The organism is Bradyrhizobium nanningense, from assembly GCF_004114535.1.
Lineage (GTDB): Bacteria > Pseudomonadota > Alphaproteobacteria > Rhizobiales > Xanthobacteraceae > Bradyrhizobium > Bradyrhizobium nanningense.
The window spans coordinates 141648-160491 of the sequence record NZ_LBJC01000080.1 but is presented as its reverse complement, the minus strand read 5'-3'; the positions used below and the strand labels follow the sequence as shown (position 1 = coordinate 160491).

Genomic DNA, 18844 nt, shown 5'->3' with positions numbered 1-18844 from the left:
TACTCGTCCGAATAGGACCGACGTTGCCGTTTTGCCATCTGACACCTCTCGCTGCCTAAGCTATAGGTGTCCACCGATTTAGGGGAGGTCCACTCCTGGATTGCTTCGTCGCAAGGGCTCCTCGCAATGACGGGGCGAAGCTGCGGATGACAGCCCTACCCGATCAGATCCGGATTGATCAGCCGCTCGAACGAGAACATCTCGTCCCACTTTTCCTGCGTCAGCAGCTTGCGCTCGACCACCACGATCTGATGCAGCGACTTGCCGCTCTTGTAGCCCTCACGCGCGATCTCGGCGCATTGCTTGTAGCCGAGCAGCGGCTTCAGCACCGTGACGATGCCGAGCGAGTTCAGCACCATGTTGCGGGTGTGCTCCTCGTTGGCGGTGATGCCGACGACGCAATTCTCGCGCAGGCTGTTGACCGCGCGCTCCATGGTGTGGATCGAGAAGAACAGTGCGAACGAGATCACCGGCTCCATCACGTTGAGCTGGAGCTGGCCCGCCGAGGCCGCGAGCGTCACCGTCGTGTCGAGCCCGATGACGAGGAAGCTTGTCTGGTTGACCACTTCGGGGATCACGGGATTGACCTTGCCGGGCATGATCGAAGAGCCCGGCTGCAGCTGCGGCAGGTTGATCTCGTTGAAGCCGGCGCGCGGGCCGGAGGCGAGCAGGCGGATGTCGTTGCAGATCTTGGTCAGCTTGCTCGCCGTGCGCTTCAAGACGCCGGAGAGCTGCACATAGGCTCCGGTGTCCGAGGTCGCCTCGACGAGATCGCCTGCGAGGATGAAGTCGACGCCGGTGAGCGCGCTCAGATGCCGGACCGCGAGCTTGGGATAGCCGACCGCAGCCGTGACAGAGGTGCCGATCGCGGTGGCGCCGAGATTGATCTCGCGCAGCAGCGCGCGCGCTTCCGAGATGCGGTCGACCTCCTCACCGAGCGTGGTGCCCCATCCCCGGAACTCCGCGCCGAGCGACATCGGCACGGCGTCCTGGAGGTGCGTGCGGCCCATCTTCAGCACGCGGTCGAACTCGCGTCCCTTGGCGAAGAAAGCTTCCTGGAGCTGGCGCAGCGCGGTCATGTAGCTCTCGAGCCGCAGAACCAGCGCGAGGCGAAAGGCGGTCGGATAGGTGTCGTTGGTCGACTGGCCGTAATTGACGTGATCGTTGGGACTGACGTGCTGATAGTCGCCCTTGCCGAAGCCGAGCGATTCCAGCGCGAGGTTCGCGATCACCTCGTTGGCGTTCATGTTGGTGGAAGTGCCGGCGCCGCCCTGGATGAAGTCGGTGACGAACTGATCCATCATCTCGCCGGCGATGACGCGGTCGCAGCCGAGGATGATCGCGTCCGCGACCCTGGCGTCGATCGCGCCAAGATCGCGATTGGCCATGGCGGCTGCCTTCTTGACATAACCGAGCGCCTTCACGAAGTAAGGCTCCTGGTTCATCGGAATGCCGGTGATGTGGAAGTTCTCCTTACCCCGGATGGTCTGGACGCCGTAATAGATGTCGTCGGCGATCTCACGCTGTCCGAGGAAGTCCTGCTCCGTCCGGCTCATGGGCGCTCCTTGTTGCATGCGCGCGAGACCTTCACGTCAGTTCTGGCACAGCGCGCTGGTCACGAAAGTATCAGTGCGGCAGTCGTCCGGTTTGCGGGGCCGGCCGGGGATCAGGACCTTGGCCGAGCATTTTTCGGCGGAGTCGGCATTCAGGCTCTTGCCTTCCTTGTAGCCCTTGCTCCGGCAGAGCTGGTCGGCGGCCTGCTTGCAGTCGGGCGCGCCGTTCGACGAGGCCGGACAGGCCGCGCGCCCCGACACCATGGTCGAGGGCTTGGCCAGCCGCGACAGGTCGTTCATGGTTTCACCGGGGCTTTTGATCGGCGGCAGGATCGAGGGCAGCTTGCCGAACAGCTTGCCCATTTCATTGATCAGCCCGGGATTTTCCTCGCGCGCCGGCGGTGCCGATGGAGCGGGTGCCGACGGCGGCGGAGCCTGCGGCCCTTGCTCCTGCAAGCCAAGCGACGGCGGCGCCGATTGCGCCCACCCTGTCCCGCAAGCACCGAGCAGGAGCAGCGCGACTGCTGACGTCAGCGTCCTGAGCAGCAGGGCGGGCTTGCCGGATCGAACCATCATGACGGCAACCGTAGCCGAAGCCGGCCCGGCGGCAAAGCGGCCACGCCGCTAGATCAGCTTGATGGCGATGACGAAGCCGAGCACCAACGCCGCGGCGCCGATCGCCACCACGAGCCCAAGATGCTTCTCGATCCTGACGCGGATCCAATCGCCATAGCGGTTGAGCAGGATCGCGACGATGAAGAAGCGCCCGCCGCGCGCAATGACGGAGAACAGGACGAACAAAAGCGGATTGTAGCCGGCAAAGCCCGAGGTGATGGTGACGAGCTTGTACGGGATCGGCGTCAGCCCCTTGAGCAGAATAATCACCGCCCCCCATTCGGCGTATTTGGCACGGAATCCGTCGACCTGATCACCGAGCCCGTAAAGCTGGATCAGCCAATGACCCAGCGAGTCATAGAGCAGCGCGCCGATGGCGTAACCGAGCATCCCGCCGAGCACCGAGGTCGCGGTGCAGACCGTCGCATAGAGCCAGGCGCGCTGCGGACGCGCCAGCGACATCGGGATCAGCATCACATCCGGCGGAACCGGAAAGAAGGAGCTTTCGGCGAAAGACACCACGCCCATGATCCAGAGCGCGTAGGGCTTGTGGGCGGCGTCGATGCACCAGTCGTAAATACGTTTCAGCATGGCGCCGCGATGAAGCACCATGGGACGGATTTGTCCATGCCGAGATTGAGGCGAATTATGACGTTTCTAGTGGCGCTTGCGCGCGGCACGCCCCTCGAGCGCGACAATTGGCCGCCTGGCAGCCACGCGCGGTGACGCGACCTTGGGCAGCTTCATCGACGATTTCGGCAGCTTCTCGGCGATGCCGAGCATGTCTTCCCGCCGCGTCATCTCGCGCCAGACGTCCTCGGGGCGCACGCCGGCAGAGGCCCAGAGCACGGTGAGATTGTACAAGAGGTCGGCGCTTTCGCGGACCACGGCGTCGGTGTCGCCATTGACGGCATCGATCACGACCTCGATGGCCTCTTCGGCGAGCTTCTTTGCCATTTTTGAGGGCCCGCGCTGAAACAGCCGGGCCGTACGCGATGTTGCCGGATCAAGGTCCCTGGCCGCGAGCACAGCCAGATATAGCCGCTCAAGCGAATCACTCATGGTACTCAAAACTACTCTAAACAAATGGCGGGCGTGTTAACGCGTGGGCATAAAAGCAAAAAACAGGCCGGCGCGGCAAGCGCGACGGCCTGTCCTGGTCAACCCGAGCTGCCAGAGCTAGTAGCAGTTCTGGTAATAACCCTGGCCGCAATACTCGGACGGAGCGGTGCCGCCGTAGCGCTGATACTGGAAGTTCGGGCCCGGACCATAATAGGGACCGTAGGCAGGGCCGCTGTAATAGGCGGGACCGCCGTAATAACCATAGCCCGGACCGTAATCATAGGCGTAGGAGTCCCGGGTTGCCGCGATGGCAAGACCGGTGCCGATGGCCGCGAAAGCCGCAGCAGCAGCCGCGCCACCTCCACCGCCATGCCAGTGGCGGCCGCCCGCGTATGAAGCGGTCGGGGCAATCGTGGTCAGCGCCAGCACCGTGGCGGTGGCAAGAACGGCCTTTCGGCCCGCAAAATTGGAGAATCGCTCGAACATGTCTTGGGCCCTCCTTTGGGACCTGGAATGGACGCCTGCGGACAGGCTCATGCCTTTCAAACCCGCATAGCCCAAGTTGGGTTCCCCAACCCCAACACAAGCTGAACGGGGTTGCGTAATCGTGACGCAACCGCCGCTCATCCTCCGTTCATGTTGGCACGGAAAGACTGACCGCCAGCCGGCGCTGCAAGCGTCACCAAACCATAACAATGCGGGACCGGCGCAACTGATGTCGGAATTCAAGACGATCGCGCTTCGTTGCCTGCTGGCCCTCTCGATCTCGCTTGCGACACCGATTGCACGCGGTGTCAGCGCGGCCGAGACGCCTGCGCCATCCTCCGTTGCGATTCACTTCACCTTCGACCGCCCGCTCGATGCGAGCATGGCGCCGTTCTTTCTTGCGGCGAAGGACGGCAGGTTCGGCGCCGAGCGTCTCAACGTGTCCTTCAGCAGCGCGACCGGATCGACCGAGGCGCTCGCAGGCGTCGCCAAAGGCGACAGCGAACTTGCGCTCGTCGACATCAACGAGCTGATCCGATTTCGCGACAAGGAGGATGCGGCGCCGGTCAAGGCGGTGTTCGTGCTGTTCAACAGCGCGCCTTACGCGATCGTGGCGCGCAAGAGCCGCGGCATTCATCTATTGCCCGATCTCGACGGCAAGACCGTCGGCGTTGCCGACGGCGATCTGTCGATGCGGCTGTGGCCGGCGCTGGCGCAGCAGAACGGCATCAAGGCATCGCACGTCAAATTCCACAGGATCAGCGCGGCGGTGCGCGAGCCGATCCTGTCCGCGGGACAGGTCGATGCCGTCGCGGGCTTCAGCTATCTCTCGGCAGTGAACCTGCGTGATCGCGGCGTGCCCGGAGCCGATCTCGTCGTGCTGCGTTACGCCGACTATGGCTGCGAGGCCTATGGCTTCGCCGTGGTGGCCAATCCCGCCTTCGCCGCAGCGAAGCCGGATGCCGTGAAGGGCTTCATCCGCGCCTTGATCGCCGGCATCACCGCGACCGCCAAGGAACCGGCGCGTGCGGCGGACGAGGTCGCGAGCCGCATCGACGGCGGCGACCGCGACCTGGAGCTGGAACGCCTGCGCGCCGTCCTCGCCGACAACGTCCTGACCGACGAGGTCAAGCGCAACGGTCTCGGCGGTATCGAGCCACTGCGCCTGGAACGCTCGATCGACCAGATCGCGCAGGACTTCAAATTCCGCAAGCGGCCCACGGCGGGCGACATCTTCGACGATCGGTTCCTGCCGCCGGTCGCGGGGCGGCTGATCAATTGAGAAAAACTGACAGCTTCCGCTATATCTCGCGCGCGATCCCTGCTTAGAATACAGGCCCCGTTATCCGCTCGAGTTTCGTCGCCCGCATGTCCATCCTCCGTCTCTATACCCGCGTTCTCGAGCTGCTCGGCAACGAGGCGCGGCTGGGCTGGCTGCTCGCGGTCGCCAATCTCCTGCTGGCAGGCTCGCAATTTGCCGAACCCGTGCTGTTCGGCCGGATCGTCGACGTGCTCTCCGGCAAGACGGTGGCCGGCTCGAACTCGGCCTGGCCGTTCCTGGCCGCCTGGGTCGCGTTCGGGCTCTTCACCATCCTGTGCAGCGCGCTCGTGGCCCTGCAAGCCGACCGGCTCTCGCACCGGCAGCGCCAGGCGGTGCTGACCGACTATTTCGAGCACATCTTGCAATTGCCGCTGACCTTCCACTCCGGCACCCATTCGGGCCGCCTGATGAAAGTGATGCTCAACGGCACCGACGCGTTGTGGCGGCTGTGGCTCGGCTTCTTCCGCGAGCACTTTGCCGCGATCCTCTCGGTCCTGGTGCTGCTGCCGCTGTCGCTCTACCTGAACTGGCGGCTCGCGATCCTCCTGTTCGTTCTTTGCATCGTCTTCACCGCACTGACGACCTTCGTGGTGCGCAAGACCTTCGGCATGCAGATGGAAGTCGAGGAGCATTACAGCGAGCTTTCCGCCCGCGCTTCCGATGCGCTCGGCAACGTCGCGCTGGTGCAGAGCTTCGTCCGCGTCGAATCCGAGGTGAAGGGACTGCGCTCCGTCGCCGATCAATTGCTCGAAGCCCAGATGCCGGTACTGTCGTGGTGGGCGCTGGTCACCGTCATCACGCGCGCCTCCACCACCATCACGGTGCTGGCGATCTTCACGTTCGGCATCGCGCTGCACGACCAGGGACTGACATCCGTCGGCGAGATCGTGATGTTCGTGAGCTTCGCCACGCTCTTGATCCAGAAGCTGGAGCAGGTCGTGAGCTTCATCAACAACGTGTTCATGGAAGCTCCGCGTCTGCGCGAGTTCTTCAATGTGCTCGACGCCGTGCCCGCGGTGCACGATCGCCACGACGCGATCGATGCCGGCAGGCTGTCCGGCCTCGTCGAGTTCAACGACGTCACCTTCTCCTACGACGGCAAGCGGCCGGCGATCGAGGATCTCACCTTCGCCGCGCTGCCCGGCCAGACCATCGCGCTGGTCGGCCCGACCGGCGCCGGCAAATCGACCGCGATCGCGCTGCTGCATCGCGCCTTCGATCCGCAATCCGGCTTCATCAAGATCGACGGCATGGACGTGCGCGGCGTGACGCTGACCTCGCTGCGGAGGAACATCGGCGTCGTGTTCCAGGAAGCGCTGCTGTTCAACCGTTCGATCGCGGAGAATCTGCGGGTCGGCAAGCCGGATGCGACCGAGGCCGAGATGCGCCAGGCGGCGGCGCGCGCGCAGGCGCTCGAATTCATCGAGCGCAGCGGCGGTTTCGAGACCAATGCCGGCGAGCGCGGTCGCATGCTGTCCGGCGGCGAGCGGCAGCGCCTGTCGATCGCCCGCGCGCTCTTGAAGGACCCGCCGATCCTGATCCTGGACGAAGCCACCAGCGCGCTCGACGCCGTCACCGAGGCCAAGGTGAATACCGCTCTCGACGAAGTGATGAAGGGCCGCACCACCTTCGTGATCGCCCATCGCCTCTCCACCATTCGCAACGCCACGCGGATCCTGGTGTTCGAGAACGGGCGCGTCATCGAAAGCGGAACTTTCGATGAACTCGTGGCCAAAGGCGGCCATTTTGCCGAGCTCGCCAGGGCTCAGTTCATGGTCCATGAAACCGCACGGGCCAGCGTGACGGCTTCTGAGGCTGCCGCGACGGCAGCCAAATCCCCCTAGCAAGTCCTCACAGCGCCGTCGAAATTCGGCCTATTTCATTGCGGAATACCGCACCCAGCCCCCTGTTCTCGACGCATCAGCCGGTATAGGTTTGCGACGCCGCAAGCGGCGGCGCTGGATTTCAGAACCGACAATCAGATCACGAGAACCGCCCGTATCAGGCGGGTCTCCAAGGACCGGAATCGGATAGTGCACGCCCTACGCCCGCTGCTTCGCAAATCGCTGTTCAACCTGTTCGCTGCGAGCCTCGCATGTGCCGCGCTGCTTGCGCCGCGCGCGGCGAGCGCCGAGGCGCTGCTGCTGATCGAGGCCGACAGCGGCAAGGTGCTGCAGGCGGACAACGCGACCATTCCCTGGTATCCGGCCTCCGTCACCAAGATCATGACCGCCTATGTGACGCTGAAGGCGGTCAAGGACGGCAGACTGACGCTCGACACGCTGCTCACGGTGTCGCCGATTGCGGCCTCGCAATCGCCCTCGAAGATGGGATTCCGTCCGGGAACGCAGCTCACCGTCGACAACGCGCTGAAGATGATGATGGTCAAGTCGGCGAACGACATGGCCGTGGTGCTCGCCGAAGGCGTCGGCGGTTCGATCGACGGCTTCTCTGCGATGATGAACGACACCGCGAAGAAGCTCGGCATGACGCAGACCAGCTACGTCAATCCGAACGGCCTGCCCGCCGACGGCCAGATCACGTCGGCGCGCGACCTCGGCATCCTGGCGCGCTCGTTCCTGCGCGACCTGCCGGAATACGAATACTTCGTCCACATCCCGGCGATCCGCTTCGGCAAGCGCGTCACCGGCAATTTCAACAAGCTGATCGGCCGCTATCCCGGTGCCGACGGTTTCAAGACCGGCTTCATCTGCGCCTCCGGCTACAATCTCGTCGCCTCGGCCACCCGCAACGGCCGCCGGCTGATCGCGGTGGTGCTGGGTGCGAACTCCGGCACCGCGCGCGCGGTGAAGGCGGCGCAGCTGCTGGAGCGCGGCTTCGCCCAAGACAATCTGACATGGCTGCGCCCCTCGCTCGGCACGGTCGAGAACCTCGTGCCGGTCGACGCCTCGCCGCCGAACCTGCGCGACGAGATGTGCGGCGGCCAGCGCAAGCGGCCGGCCAGCGACGACGACGATGCGCTGATTGCCGCCAATGGCGGCACATCAGGATCGGCCTCGGCCACCGGCGGCGAAGCCCAGGTGACCTTCTTCACCGCCGGCCTCCAGCCGCCCCTGATGAAGGCCTCCGAATTGATGGCCTCTCCGCCGGCGGCGGCCGAGCCCGTGCTGGTCTATACCGGCCCGACCCGTACCGGCCCCGCCCTGATCGCGGCGGTCGCGGCCGATGCCGACCAGCAGGCGGCGTCCAAACCGCGTGGCAAGAAGTCGCGCGTGGCCAAGAAGCCTGATGCGGCCGACAGGCCGAAAGACGGGGGCAAGGACGCTAACACCAAGACGGCAGCGGTGAAGCCGGATGCCAAGCCGGCTGGGGCCAAGAACAACGGTAAGAGCGACGGCAAAAACGACGCGAAGGGCGACCCCAAGAGCGAGCCTAAGACTGCGGCGAAGCCGGCAGCGCCCAAGCATGCTGCCGCCAAGCATGATGCGGCGGCAAAATCCGCCGACAAGCCTGCGGCCAGCGGCGATCAGAAGCCCGCCAAGCCCAAGGCCGCGACCAAGCCCGCCGCCAAGCCGGCCAACAACGGTTGACCCGCACGCCGGGCCGAGAGCCGGCCCGGCTTCGCACCTGCGGCAGCTGTTCGCGATGATTCCAGTAGCCACTCCCCGGCCTTTGCCCTAAGCCTCGACGGCTTGCCAGCAGTTCCGGCAGGTTCGATACTGGCGGCAATGAGGCAAGCCCGAGACACAACGGGCTCTGGTAGATGAGGGGAGTTTTCCATGGAGCGCATCTGGCTCAAGCAATATCCGCCCGGCGTGCCCGCCGATATCGAGCCGACCCAATACGCATCGCTGGTCGACCTCCTTGAGGAGAGCTTCACCAAGTTCGCCGACCGCAAGGCGTTCATCTGCATGGACAAGTCGATCAGCTACCGCGACCTCGACCAGATGTCGGTCGCGCTCGCCGCCTATCTGCAGGGCCGCGGGCTGCAGCGCGGCGCCCGTGTCGCCATCATGATGCCGAACGTGCTGCAATATCCCGTTGCGACGGCTGCCGTGCTCCGCGCTGGCTTCGCGGTCGTCAACGTCAACCCGCTCTACACCCCGCGTGAGCTCGAGCACCAGCTCAAGGATTCCGGCGCCGAAGCCATTATCGTGCTGGAGAATTTCGCCCACACCGTCGAGCAGGTGATCGCGAAGACCGCGGTGAAGCATGTCATCGTCGCCAGCATGGGCGACCTGCTCGGCTTCAAGGGCGTGATCGTCAATCTGGTTGTCCGCCGCGTCAAGAAGATGGTACCGGCCTGGTCGCTGCCGGGCTCGGTCTCCTTCAACGACGCGCTCTCCGCTGGACGCGGCATGACCTTCAACAAGCCAAAGCTCTCGCCGGGCGACGTCGCCTTCCTGCAATATACCGGCGGTACCACCGGCGTCTCCAAGGGCGCCACCCTGCTCCACCGCAACATCGTGGCCAACGTCCTGCAGAATGACGCCTGGCTTCAGCCGGCGGTCGCCGCGCCGCCGCATGTCGATCAGCTCATGATCGTCTGCGCGCTGCCGCTCTATCACATCTTCGCGCTGACGGCCTGCTACCTGCTCGCGGTGCGCGCCGGCGGCTGCAATCTCCTGATCCCCAACCCGCGCGACATTGCGGGCTTCGTCAAGGAGCTGGCGAAATACCAGGTCAACAGCTTCCCGGCCGTCAACACGCTCTACAACGGCTTGATGCACCACCCTGATTTCAAGAAGCTCGACTTCTCCAAGCTGAAGATCTCAAACGGCGGCGGTATGGCGGTGCAGCGTCCCGTCGCCGATCAATGGAAGGCGATCACCGGCTGCTTCATCGCCGAAGGTTACGGCTTGTCGGAGACTTCGCCGACGCTGACCTGCAACCCGGCGACGGCAACGGAGTTCACCGGTACGATCGGCATTCCCGTGCCGTCGACCTACATCTCGATCCGCGATGACGACGGCAACGAGGTCCCGCTCGGTCAGGCAGGAGAGATCTGCGCCAAGGGTCCGCAGGTGATGTCGGGCTACTGGAACAGGCCGGAGGAGACCGCCAAGGTGATGACCGCGGACGGCTATTTCCGCACCGGCGACATCGGCGTAATGGACGAGAAGGGCTACACCAAGATCGTCGACCGCAAGAAGGACATGATCCTGGTCTCCGGCTTCAACGTCTATCCGAACGAGGTCGAAGAAGTGGTCGCGAGCCATCCGGGCGTGCTCGAATGCGCCGTGATCGGCATCCCCGATTCCAAGTCGGGCGAAGCGGTGAAGGCTTTCGTGGTGAAGAAGGATCCCAACCTCACCGCCGAGGCGGTGATCAAGTTCTGTCACGAGCAGCTCACCGGCTACAAGGTGCCCAAGCACATCGAATTCCGCAACGATCTGCCCAAGACCAATGTCGGCAAGATCCTGCGCCGCGAGCTGCGCGACGAGAAAAAGGCGGAGGCGGCGTAAGCTGCACCGCTGATGCCGGACGTCGGTGCCATCGCGCCATCAGGCATTCTCGCCTTCTGGCGCGAGGCCGGCCGCGAGCGCTGGTACAAGCGCAGCGACGCTTTCGACGCCGAGGTCAGGCGCCGCTTTCTGACGCTGTGGCAGAAGGCGGCCGCCGGCGAGTTGGCCTCGTGGGAGGCGAGCGACGACGGCGCGCTCGCGCTCGTCATCGTGCTCGACCAGTTTCCTCGCAACATGTTTCGGGGCACGCCGCAAGCCTTTGCCAGCGACGCGCTGGCGCGTGACGTCGCCCGCCGTGCCATCGATCGGAGTGTCGATACCAGGATCGACCCCGTCCTGCTCGAATTCCTGTACATGCCCTTGATGCACTCCGAGCGCCTCGCCGATCAGGAGCACTGCGTCGCGCTGTTTCAGCAAACCGACAATACCGAGAACCTGAAATACGCCCGGGCGCACGCCGACATCATCCAGCGGTTCGGCCGGTTTCCCCACCGCAACCGCCTCCTCGGCCGCCACACCACCGAGGAAGAGCAGGCCTTCCTCGACGATGGCGGCTTTTCCGGGTGATGACATGATGGTGAAGTGCCCAAGGAGAAGGCCAAGTCTCTCCGCTTCGGCCGCCGGCAATATTGTGCAGGCCCGCCGCACGGTCTAAAAAGCGGGACCGATTTTCAGGGAGACTGACAATGGCGATCCAGATTGGCGACAAGCTGCCGGAAGCGAAATTCCGTGTGATGACGGCGGAAGGCCCGCAGGTGAAGACCACCGACGATATCTTCAAGGGTAAGAAGGTGGCGCTGTTCGCGGTGCCCGGCGCCTACACCGGCACCTGCCACAAGATGCATCTGCCGAGCATCTTCCTCAACGCCTATGCCATCAAGGACAAGGGCGTCGACAGCATCGCCATCGTCTCCGTCAACGACGCCTTCGTCATGAGCGCCTGGAAGCGCGACACCGACCAGCGCGACGAGGCCATCTTCCTCGCCGACGGCAATGCCGATTTCACCAAGGCGATCGGCATGGAGCTGGACGCCTCCGCCAACGGCCTCGGCATCCGCTCCAAGCGCTATTCGATGCTGGTCGAGGATGGCGTGGTCAAGAAGCTGAACCTCGAGGCGATGCCCGGCAAGGTCGAGGTCTCCGGCGGCGATACGCTGCTCGGGCAGCTGTAAGCTCTCTTCGCGACAAAGACACTGTCATGCCCCGGCTTGACCGGGGCATCCAGTACGCCGAGACCTCTCGGCTTAATCACGTCCATCTCTGGAATACCGGATCGCCCGGTCGAGCCGGGCGATGACAGTTGAGAATGAGGCACCGACGGCGCGCCTCTACTCCGCAAGCCGCTGCTGCAACCGCGCCTTCACGATGCCGTCGCGTGCGAGCTGATCGGCGCGTTCGTTCTCGGGGTGGCCGGCATGGCCCTTGACCCAGTGCCAGCGGATCTCGTGCTGCTTCAGCGCGGCATCCAGGCGCTGCCATAGCTCGACGTTCTTCACCGGCTTCTTGTCGGCGGTGCGCCAGCCGTTGCGCTTCCAGCCGAAGATCCATCCCGTGATGCCCTGCCGGACATACTGGCTGTCGGTGTAGAGATCGACGGTGCACGGCTTCTTCAGCGCTTCCAGCGCCGAGATCGCCGCCATCAGCTCCATCTGGTTGTTGGTGGTGTGGCGCTCGCCGCCGTTCAGCTCTTTTTCCTTGTCGCCGAACTTCAGGATCGCGCCCCAGCCGCCCGGCCCGGGATTTCCCGAGCAGGCGCCGTCGGTAAAGATCGTGACATTGGGACGCTCGCTCACGCCACCAACCCCGACGGCATCAGCCCATAGTCGCGCACGCTTCTCACGCTCTGGTGGAAGCGCAGCTTGCGGACATATTCCAGCGGATCCTTCGGCTTCACCAGCGCACCGGGCGGCACGTTGAGCCAGTCGACCAGCCGCGTCAGCAGGAAGCGGATCGCAGCCCCGCGCGCGAGCAGCGGCAGCGCGGCCTCTTCCGCCTCCGAGAGCTTTCGCAACCGGCCATAGGCGTTGAGAAAGGCACGCGCCTTGGTGACATTGAAGGAATGATCCGGCTCGAAGCACCAGGCGTTGAGGCAGATCGCGACGTCATAGGCCAGCATGTCGTTGCAGGCGAAGGTGAAGTCGATGATCCCGGAGAGCTGATCGCCGAGGAAGAAGACGTTGTCGTTGAAGAGGTCGGCGTGGATCACGCCTTCCGGCAGATCGGTCGGCCAGATCCCGCTCGACAGATGATCGAGCTCAGCCGCCAGGAACGTGCGCAGGCCCGGCTGCACCTCGTCGGCACGGTGTGAGGCCGCATCGAACAGCGGCCGCCAGCCCGAGACCGAGAGCGCATTGGCGCGCCGAACCGCAAAATTCGCGCCGGCCAGATGCATCTTCGCCAGCGCCGCGCCGACGCCGGCGCAATGCGTCACGTTCGGCTTGCGAGGCCACATGCCTTCGAGAAAGGTGATGATCGCCGCAGGGCGTCCCGACAGCTCGCGCAGCGCCTCGCCGTCGCGTCCCTTCACCGGCAGCGGGCAGTTGATGCCGTGCTCGGCCAGATGCGTCATCAGCGCGAGGAAGAACGGCAAATCGTTCTTCGCCACGCGCTTCTCGTAGAGCGTGAGGATGAACGACGCCTGCTTGCCTCCCTGGCTGGTATGCAGCAGGAAGTTGGTGTTCTCGACGCCCTCGGCGATGCCCTTGTAGGACAGCAATTCGCCGAGATCATATTGCTTCAGGAAATCCGCAAGCTCGTCGGCGGCAACGTCGGTGTAGACCGCCATAAAGGTCTACTCGGCGGCAGCTTCGGGACGCACCTGACGCGGCAGCGGGAAGAACTCGTTCTCTTCCGCGGCCGAGACCGTCTCCACATGCAGCGTGTAACGCTCGGCGAAGGCGTCCATGATCTCCTCGACGATCACCTCCGGCGCGGAGGCGCCCGCCGTGATGCCCAGGCTCGAGATATTGCCGAACTTGTCCCAGTCGATGTCGGCGGCGCGCTGCGCCAGCACCGCGATCCGGCAGCCCTCGCGCTCGGCAACCTCGCGCAGGCGCTGCGAGTTCGACGAATTGGGGGCACCGACGACGATGAGCGCGTCCACCACCGGCGCCACCTTCTTCACCGCGAGCTGGCGATTGGTGGTGGCGTAGCAGATGTCTTCCTTGTGCGGGCCGTTGATGTTGGGGAAGCGCTTCTTCAAGAGCGCCACGATCTCCGCGGTGTCGTCGATCGACAGCGTGGTCTGGGTCACGAAGGCGAGATTGTTGGGGTCCTTCGGGGCGATGGTCTTGGCGTCCTCGGCGGTCTCGATCAGGGTCACGGCGCCGACCGGAAGCTGGCCGAGCGTGCCGACCACCTCAGGGTGATGGGAGTGGCCGATCAGGAATATCTCACGGCCACGCTTGAAATGGATCGCGGCCTCGCGATGGACCTTGGTCACCAGCGGGCAGGTCGCATCCAGCGAGAACAGATTGCGGGACTGCGCGTCGGCCGGAACTGATTTCGGCACGCCGTGGGCCGAGAACACCACCGGCGCGGTGGCGTTCTCCGGGATCTCGGCGAGCTCCTCGACGAAGATGGCGCCCTTCTTCTTCAACCCGTCGACGACATATTTGTTGTGCACAATCTCATGGCGAACATAGACGGGGGCGCCATATTTATCGAGCGCCCGTTCCACGGTGTCGATCGCCCGGACCACGCCGGCACAGAAGCCGCGGGGAGAACAAAGCACGATCTTGAGGTCTGGTTTGGCTGACATTGAGCGATCTCGGGACCGAATCACCCGTTTCGCCTTTTGGCGGGGGCGGTCGATGGATGGAATAGGGCTTAAACGGTCGGCTTGAACTATGCCGCGAGTTTCTAAGGGAATTGGGCCCCCTTTCGGGCGCTGTCAAGGCACTATCTATAGCAGAACCATTGCATGGCTACCCCCTCCGGGCTTATATAGCGCGAATTCCCTGTCATCGCTGATGACCACCGGTTTCGCCTCCAGAGGGGTGGGCGAAGCACAAAGGAGATTTGCCATGAGCAACGCACCTCTGATGCCCAAGGCGACCGCCGTCTGGCTGCTCGACAACACCGCGCTGACCTTCGACCAGGTCGCCGATTTCACCAAGATGCATCCCCTCGAGGTGCGCGCGATCGCCGACGGCGATGCGGCCCAGGGCATCAAGGGCATGGATCCCCTCTCCAACGGCCAGCTCACCCGCGAGGAGATCGAGAAGGGCGAGAAGAACCCGGATTACCGGCTCCGCCTCCAGGAGAGCAAGGTGGTGCTGCCGCCGCAGCCCAAGCGCAAGGGCCCGCGTTACACCCCGGTGTCGCGCCGCCACGAGCGTCCGAGCGCCATCCTCTGGCTGCTGCGCAGCCATCCGGAGCTCAAGGACGCCCAGATCATGCGTCTGGTCGGCACCACCAAGAGCACCATTGCCAGCGTGCGTGACCGCACCCACTGGAACACGTCCCAGCTCACCCCGATCGATCCCGTCACCCTCGGCCTTTGCTCGCAGATCGAGCTCGATTTCGAGGTGCAGCGCGCCGCCAAGGAAAAGCCGATCGATGCAGCCTATGGCGGCGCCACGCTGCTGCCGGCCTCCGAGACCACCCGCAAGGACGAATACGAGTCCGCGGAGAAGTCCAGCGACGACCTCAACGTCGACGCCGTGTTCGCCAAGCTGAAGACGCTCGGCGGCAAGAAGCAGGAAGACGAGGAGGGGTAGTTCCTCTCCCTCTTCGTTCGCTTCAAACGCAAAAAGCGCGGCAGGGAAACCTGCCGCGCTTTTTGTTTTGTGTACCCCACCCTCGGTGGTCGTCCCCGCGAACGCGGGGACGACAGCGGAATTTGTTGCTCTAGGCGATTGTCACTCAGAACTTATACGTCACGCCCGCGCCGACCAGCCACGGATCGATATGCGCGGTGCCGGTGACCGGCAGGCCGGAGACGGTCGCGCTGTAATCCGGGCGCAGCCAGAGCTTCTTGACGTCGACGTTGAGACCCCAGTGTCGGTCGATCATGTAGTCGAAGCCGAACTGCACGGCACCGCCCCATGCGTTGCTGACATGCAGGTTGGTGGTGGTGGCGACGATCGCGGGCGGACCGGCGATCGCGGCAGGCGAATTGGCCGCGGAATTGTTGAAGAACACAGTGTAGTTCACGCCGGCGCCGATATAGGGCTTGAACGCGCCGAACTGGTCGAAGTGATATTGCAGCGTCAACGTCGGCGGCAGCAGCGTGGTCTTTCCGATCGGCAGGTTCGCGAGCGAGCCGGTGCCGCTGATCGAGTGCCGGGTGACGCCGAGGATCAGCTCGGCTGCGATGTTCTTGGTGAAGAAATAGCTGATGTCGAGCTCGGGGACGACCTGGTCGCTGATCGAGAGGCCGGAATTCGGCGATGACAGCGAGGGCACGCCCGCCACATTGACGGTCGAGCCGCCGGCATCCGGCAACACGCCGAGCACGCGCAGGCGCACCATCCACGGATTGAATGCCTCCACCGGCGGCGGCGCCTTCTTGTAAACAGGCAAATCGGCAGCTTGCACCGATGCAAACGTGCCTGCGAGCATCGCGCCAAAAGTCGCAAGCCGCGCCAGGTTTCTTGTCGTTCTCTGCATTTCAATCCCCTTCAGCCATCTCTCGCGCGTCGTTGCGCGACATGAGCGTCAGAGCAGAAAGGGGCCGCTGGAGGATTTGATCTCGATCAATTCAGGCGAACGTCGCCACGATTTGGCCACGGCGTTGCAGATGTGTCACGAAAACCATGCAGGCGAGACGCTGTGTGCGGCAAAATAGTGCCGCACCCTCACGTCAGGGCCGCTCCGGATGGTTCAGCATGTATTCGCCGAGGTCGCGCTGGCGGCGGTCGGCGCGCGCGGTGGCGGCGTTGCGCTGGACGTCGCGGTCCTTGCGACACGCCACATATTCCGGCGAGCCCTGCGCATAGCCTCGGCTCTGGCAGACCGCGTCGTCATCGTCGCCGCCCACCGCCACCGGATTCTGGTGACGCGCGGAGCAGGCGGAGAGAGCGGTGGCCAGCAGCACAGCTGCAAGCAGGCGCGGCGCGGCGGCGAGTGGCATACGAGGTCCCCTGTTGTCCGGCCCTGTTTAGCGCGGAATGAGGAGAATGTAAGTCCCGAACGCCGTTCCCCGCTCGCTGTTATCACCCGCCTTCGCGGGTGATAACAGCGGAGGCTGGGCCGCGCCGTCGCGCCTCACTGGCCCGGCGACCGAAGCGCAAGCCTCACACCCGCCCCTTCAGCGCCTCGCCGATCTCGTCGAGCGCCTTGGGATCCTCGATCGTCGCCGGCATGGTCCAGGACTCGCCGTCGGCGATCTTCTTGATGGTGCCGCGCAGAATCTTGCCGGAGCGCGTCTTGGGCAGGCGGCCGACGGTGATGGCGAGCTTGAAGGCGGCGACCGGGCCGAGCTTGTCGCGCACCAGCGCGACGATCTCCTTCTCGATCTCGGCCGGGGCTCGCTTCACGCCGGCCTTGAGCACCAGGAAACCGCAGGGCACCTCGCCCTTGATCGCGTCCTTGACGCCGAGCACCGCGCATTCGGCGACATCGGGATGCGAGGCCAGGATCTCCTCCATGCCGCCGGTGGAGAGCCGGTGGCCGGCGACGTTGATGATGTCGTCGGTGCGGCCCATGACGAAGACGTAACCGTCCTCGTCCTTGTAGCCGGCATCCGAGGTTTTGTAATAGCCGGGAAATTCGCTCAAATACGCTTCCTTGAAGCGCGCATCCTGATTCCACAGCGTCGGCAGGCAGCCAGGCGGCATCGGCAGCTTGATGACGATCGAACCCATGGTGTTGGGCCCCACCGGCTTCGCCGCCTCGTCGACCACATCGACCTGGTAGCCCGGCATCGGCACCGTCGGTGAGCCGTGCTTCACCGGCAGCATGCCGAGTCCGACCGGGTTGCCGGCAATGCACCAACCGGTCTCGGTCTGCCACCAATGGTCGATCACCGGCACCTTCAGCTGCACTTCCGCCCATTCGACCGTCGGCGGATCGGCCCGCTCGCCGGCGAGGAACAGGGTGCGGAATTTCGAGAGGTCGAATTGCCGGATGAATTTTCCTTCCGGATCCTCTTTCCGGATCGCGCGGAACGCGGTCGGCGCGGTGAAGAACGCAACAGCCTTGTGCTCGGAGATCACGCGCCAGAACGCGCCGGCGTCGGGCGTGCCGACCGGCTTGCCCTCGTACATGATCGTGGTCGCGCCATGCAGCAGCGGGCCGTAGACGATGTAGCTGTGGCCGACCACCCAGCCGATGTCGGAGCCGCACCACCACACCTCGCCCGGCTTGACGCCATAGAGGTTGAACATCGACCATTTCACCGCGACGAGATGGCCGCCATTGTCGCGCACGACGCCCTTCGGGATGCCCGTGGTGCCCGAGGTGTAGAGGATGTAGAGCGGATCGGTCGCGGCAACAGGCACGCAAGGTGCCTTCTTGCCGTCATTCAGCGCCTTGCGGCGCAGGCTCGCCCAATCGTAGTCCCGGCCCGGGGCCAGATCGCAGGTGAGCTGCGGACGTTGCAGCACGATGCAGGCTTTCGGCTTGCTGCCGGCCAGCTTGATCGCTTCGTCGAGCAGCGGCTTGTACTGCACGATGCGGCCGGGCTCGATGCCGCAGCTTGCTGAGAGAATGAGTTTCGGCTGCGCGTCGTCGATGCGGGTGGCGAGCTCCTTCGCTGCGAAGCCGCCGAACACCACGGAGTGCACCGCCCCGATCCGCGCGCAGGCGAGCATCGCGACCACGGCTTCCGGCACCATAGGCATATAGAGAATGACACGATCACCCTTGGCGACGCCAAAATCCTGCATGATTGCGGCGAGCGCCTGCACCTCGGTCAGCAGTTCGGCATAGGTAAATTTGGTAACGCTGCCCGTCAGCGGCGAATCGTGGATCAGCGCGACCTGGTCGGCACGGCCACCTTCGACATGGCGGTCGAGCGCGTTGTAGCAGGTATTGACGACACCGCCGGCGAACCAGCGGCCGTAGGTTCCTTGGCTGGGATCGAAGATCGTCTTGGGCGGCTCGACCCAGTCGATGTCTTTCGCCGCCTCGGCCCAGAAGCCTTCGGGGTCCGCGAGAGAGCGCGCATGGACCTCGTGATAACGACTTTTACCGTCGATGTTCATTCCCGCGCTCCCATTCCCTTTATTCGCCTAGCTTGAGCCTCGTGGCAGGACAGGCGTCCCGCCATGACCAGGATCAATGCCGGCCTTGCTTGAGGGCTATTTTCCCGGGAACGGGCCGCGGTTCAAGCTGAAAAGGAGGAGGCGTGTCCCCCTCTCCCTGCTTGCGGGGAGAGGGTCGGGGTGAGGGGGAGTCTCTTCGAGGACGGTGAGGGTTGGACTCGCGGAGAGTCC

Annotated in this window: 18 protein-coding genes; 7 read left to right on the top strand and 11 right to left on the bottom strand. The window is 64.4% G+C overall.

Annotated elements, in window-relative coordinates; all coding sequences use genetic code 11:
- Positions 1 to 155 precede the first annotated feature (155 nt).
- The 5 genes from XH84_RS36990 to XH84_RS36970 form a co-directional block, all read right to left on the bottom strand.
- Complete coding sequence (locus XH84_RS36990) at positions 156 to 1556, bottom strand: aspartate ammonia-lyase (protein ID WP_128919315.1); 1401 nt, start codon at positions 1554 to 1556, stop codon at positions 156 to 158.
- Positions 1557 to 1592: 36 nt separating this feature from the next.
- The gene (locus XH84_RS36985) at positions 1593 to 2129 is read right to left on the bottom strand and encodes a hypothetical protein (RefSeq protein ID WP_128919314.1); all 537 of its coding nucleotides are present in this window, start codon (positions 2127 to 2129) and stop codon (positions 1593 to 1595) included.
- Between the two features lie 48 nt (positions 2130 to 2177).
- Complete coding sequence (locus XH84_RS36980) at positions 2178 to 2759, bottom strand: YqaA family protein (protein ID WP_128919325.1); 582 nt, start codon at positions 2757 to 2759, stop codon at positions 2178 to 2180.
- 66 nt (positions 2760 to 2825) lie between these two features.
- Complete coding sequence (gene hisE, locus XH84_RS36975) at positions 2826 to 3230, bottom strand: phosphoribosyl-ATP diphosphatase (RefSeq protein WP_128919313.1); 405 nt, start codon at positions 3228 to 3230, stop codon at positions 2826 to 2828.
- Between the two features lie 117 nt (positions 3231 to 3347).
- Positions 3348 to 3716 (bottom strand): hypothetical protein, encoded by a 369-nt coding sequence (locus XH84_RS36970; RefSeq protein ID WP_128919312.1) that lies wholly within the window; start codon positions 3714 to 3716, stop codon positions 3348 to 3350.
- A 229-nt stretch (positions 3717 to 3945) separates the two neighbouring features.
- On the opposite strand from XH84_RS36970, the gene XH84_RS36965 reads away from it, so the two are divergent.
- The 6 genes from XH84_RS36965 (at position 3946) to XH84_RS36940 (ending at position 11635) form a co-directional block, all read left to right on the top strand.
- Positions 3946 to 4998 carry an ABC transporter substrate-binding protein gene (locus XH84_RS36965; protein ID WP_128919311.1) on the top strand — a complete coding sequence of 351 codons (1053 nt, stop codon included), beginning with the start codon at positions 3946 to 3948 and terminating at the stop codon, positions 4996 to 4998.
- Positions 4999 to 5084: 86 nt separating this feature from the next.
- A complete protein-coding gene (locus XH84_RS36960) occupies positions 5085 to 6881 on the top strand; it encodes a glucan ABC transporter ATP-binding protein/ permease (protein ID WP_128919310.1) in 1797 nt (598 codons plus the stop codon).
- Positions 6882 to 7070: 189 nt separating this feature from the next.
- Complete coding sequence (locus tag XH84_RS36955) at positions 7071 to 8588, top strand: D-alanyl-D-alanine carboxypeptidase family protein (protein ID WP_128919309.1); 1518 nt, start codon at positions 7071 to 7073, stop codon at positions 8586 to 8588.
- Between the two features lie 189 nt (positions 8589 to 8777).
- Positions 8778 to 10463 (top strand): long-chain fatty acid--CoA ligase, encoded by a 1686-nt coding sequence (locus tag XH84_RS36950; RefSeq protein WP_128919308.1) that lies wholly within the window; start codon positions 8778 to 8780, stop codon positions 10461 to 10463.
- Between the two features lie 12 nt (positions 10464 to 10475).
- Positions 10476 to 11030, top strand: coding sequence for a DUF924 family protein (locus tag XH84_RS36945; protein WP_128919307.1), 555 nt, complete (start codon positions 10476 to 10478; stop codon positions 11028 to 11030).
- A gap of 119 nt (positions 11031 to 11149) precedes the next feature.
- Positions 11150 to 11635 carry a peroxiredoxin gene (locus tag XH84_RS36940; RefSeq protein ID WP_128919306.1) on the top strand — a complete coding sequence of 162 codons (486 nt, stop codon included), beginning with the start codon at positions 11150 to 11152 and terminating at the stop codon, positions 11633 to 11635.
- A 156-nt stretch (positions 11636 to 11791) separates the two neighbouring features.
- On the opposite strand, the gene rnhA is transcribed toward XH84_RS36940, so the two are convergent.
- From rnhA to ispH, 3 genes are read right to left on the bottom strand one after another with little or no spacing between them, the layout of a single operon-like run.
- Positions 11792 to 12256, bottom strand: coding sequence for a ribonuclease HI (rnhA, locus tag XH84_RS36935; protein WP_128919305.1), 465 nt, complete (start codon positions 12254 to 12256; stop codon positions 11792 to 11794).
- Positions 12253 to 13248, bottom strand: coding sequence for a homoserine kinase (locus tag XH84_RS36930; protein ID WP_128919304.1), 996 nt, complete (start codon positions 13246 to 13248; stop codon positions 12253 to 12255). Before XH84_RS36930 ends, rnhA begins: the two co-directional genes overlap by 4 nt.
- Positions 13249 to 13254: 6 nt before the next feature.
- Complete coding sequence (gene ispH / locus XH84_RS36925) at positions 13255 to 14223, bottom strand: 4-hydroxy-3-methylbut-2-enyl diphosphate reductase (protein WP_128919303.1); 969 nt, start codon at positions 14221 to 14223, stop codon at positions 13255 to 13257.
- Between the two features lie 265 nt (positions 14224 to 14488).
- On the opposite strand from ispH, the gene XH84_RS36920 reads away from it, so the two are divergent.
- Positions 14489 to 15184: a DUF1013 domain-containing protein gene (locus XH84_RS36920; protein ID WP_164936238.1), complete on the top strand. Its 696-nt coding sequence runs from the start codon at positions 14489 to 14491 to the stop codon at positions 15182 to 15184.
- 145 nt (positions 15185 to 15329) lie between these two features.
- Here XH84_RS36920 and XH84_RS36915 read toward each other — a convergent pair whose 3' ends face one another.
- The 3 genes from XH84_RS36915 to XH84_RS36905 all read right to left on the bottom strand — a co-directional run bounded on the left by XH84_RS36915 (position 15330) and on the right by XH84_RS36905 (position 18613).
- Positions 15330 to 16076 (bottom strand): OmpW/AlkL family protein, encoded by a 747-nt coding sequence (locus tag XH84_RS36915; protein WP_128919301.1) that lies wholly within the window; start codon positions 16074 to 16076, stop codon positions 15330 to 15332.
- 193 nt (positions 16077 to 16269) lie between these two features.
- Positions 16270 to 16539 carry a hypothetical protein gene (locus tag XH84_RS36910; protein WP_128919300.1) on the bottom strand — a complete coding sequence of 90 codons (270 nt, stop codon included), beginning with the start codon at positions 16537 to 16539 and terminating at the stop codon, positions 16270 to 16272.
- A gap of 163 nt (positions 16540 to 16702) precedes the next feature.
- Positions 16703 to 18613: a propionyl-CoA synthetase gene (locus XH84_RS36905; RefSeq protein WP_128919299.1), complete on the bottom strand. Its 1911-nt coding sequence runs from the start codon at positions 18611 to 18613 to the stop codon at positions 16703 to 16705.
- Positions 18614 to 18844 lie beyond the last annotated feature (231 nt).

Bases quoted from the DNA above. Each gene is read 5' to 3' on its own strand.
- XH84_RS36905 (WP_128919299.1), bottom strand. From the start codon at position 18,613: ATGAACATCGACGGTAAAAGTCGTTATCACGAGGTCCATGCGCGCTCT.
- ispH (WP_128919303.1), bottom strand. From the start codon at position 14,223: ATGTCAGCCAAACCAGACCTCAAGATCGTGCTTTGTTCTCCCCGCGGC.
- XH84_RS36985 (WP_128919314.1), bottom strand. From the start codon at position 2,129: ATGATGGTTCGATCCGGCAAGCCCGCCCTGCTGCTCAGGACGCTGACG.
- XH84_RS36980 (WP_128919325.1), bottom strand. From the start codon at position 2,759: ATGCTGAAACGTATTTACGACTGGTGCATCGACGCCGCCCACAAGCCC.
- XH84_RS36920 (WP_164936238.1), top strand. From the start codon at position 14,489: ATGAGCAACGCACCTCTGATGCCCAAGGCGACCGCCGTCTGGCTGCTC.
- XH84_RS36950 (WP_128919308.1), top strand. From the start codon at position 8,778: ATGGAGCGCATCTGGCTCAAGCAATATCCGCCCGGCGTGCCCGCCGAT.
- XH84_RS36990 (WP_128919315.1), bottom strand. From the start codon at position 1,556: ATGAGCCGGACGGAGCAGGACTTCCTCGGACAGCGTGAGATCGCCGAC.
- XH84_RS36970 (WP_128919312.1), bottom strand. From the start codon at position 3,716: ATGTTCGAGCGATTCTCCAATTTTGCGGGCCGAAAGGCCGTTCTTGCC.
- XH84_RS36930 (WP_128919304.1), bottom strand. From the start codon at position 13,248: ATGGCGGTCTACACCGACGTTGCCGCCGACGAGCTTGCGGATTTCCTG.
- XH84_RS36960 (WP_128919310.1), top strand. From the start codon at position 5,085: ATGTCCATCCTCCGTCTCTATACCCGCGTTCTCGAGCTGCTCGGCAAC.
- XH84_RS36910 (WP_128919300.1), bottom strand. From the start codon at position 16,539: ATGCCACTCGCCGCCGCGCCGCGCCTGCTTGCAGCTGTGCTGCTGGCC.
- XH84_RS36965 (WP_128919311.1), top strand. From the start codon at position 3,946: ATGTCGGAATTCAAGACGATCGCGCTTCGTTGCCTGCTGGCCCTCTCG.
- XH84_RS36945 (WP_128919307.1), top strand. From the start codon at position 10,476: ATGCCGGACGTCGGTGCCATCGCGCCATCAGGCATTCTCGCCTTCTGG.
- hisE (WP_128919313.1), bottom strand. From the start codon at position 3,230: ATGAGTGATTCGCTTGAGCGGCTATATCTGGCTGTGCTCGCGGCCAGG.
- XH84_RS36915 (WP_128919301.1), bottom strand. From the start codon at position 16,076: ATGCAGAGAACGACAAGAAACCTGGCGCGGCTTGCGACTTTTGGCGCG.
- XH84_RS36940 (WP_128919306.1), top strand. From the start codon at position 11,150: ATGGCGATCCAGATTGGCGACAAGCTGCCGGAAGCGAAATTCCGTGTG.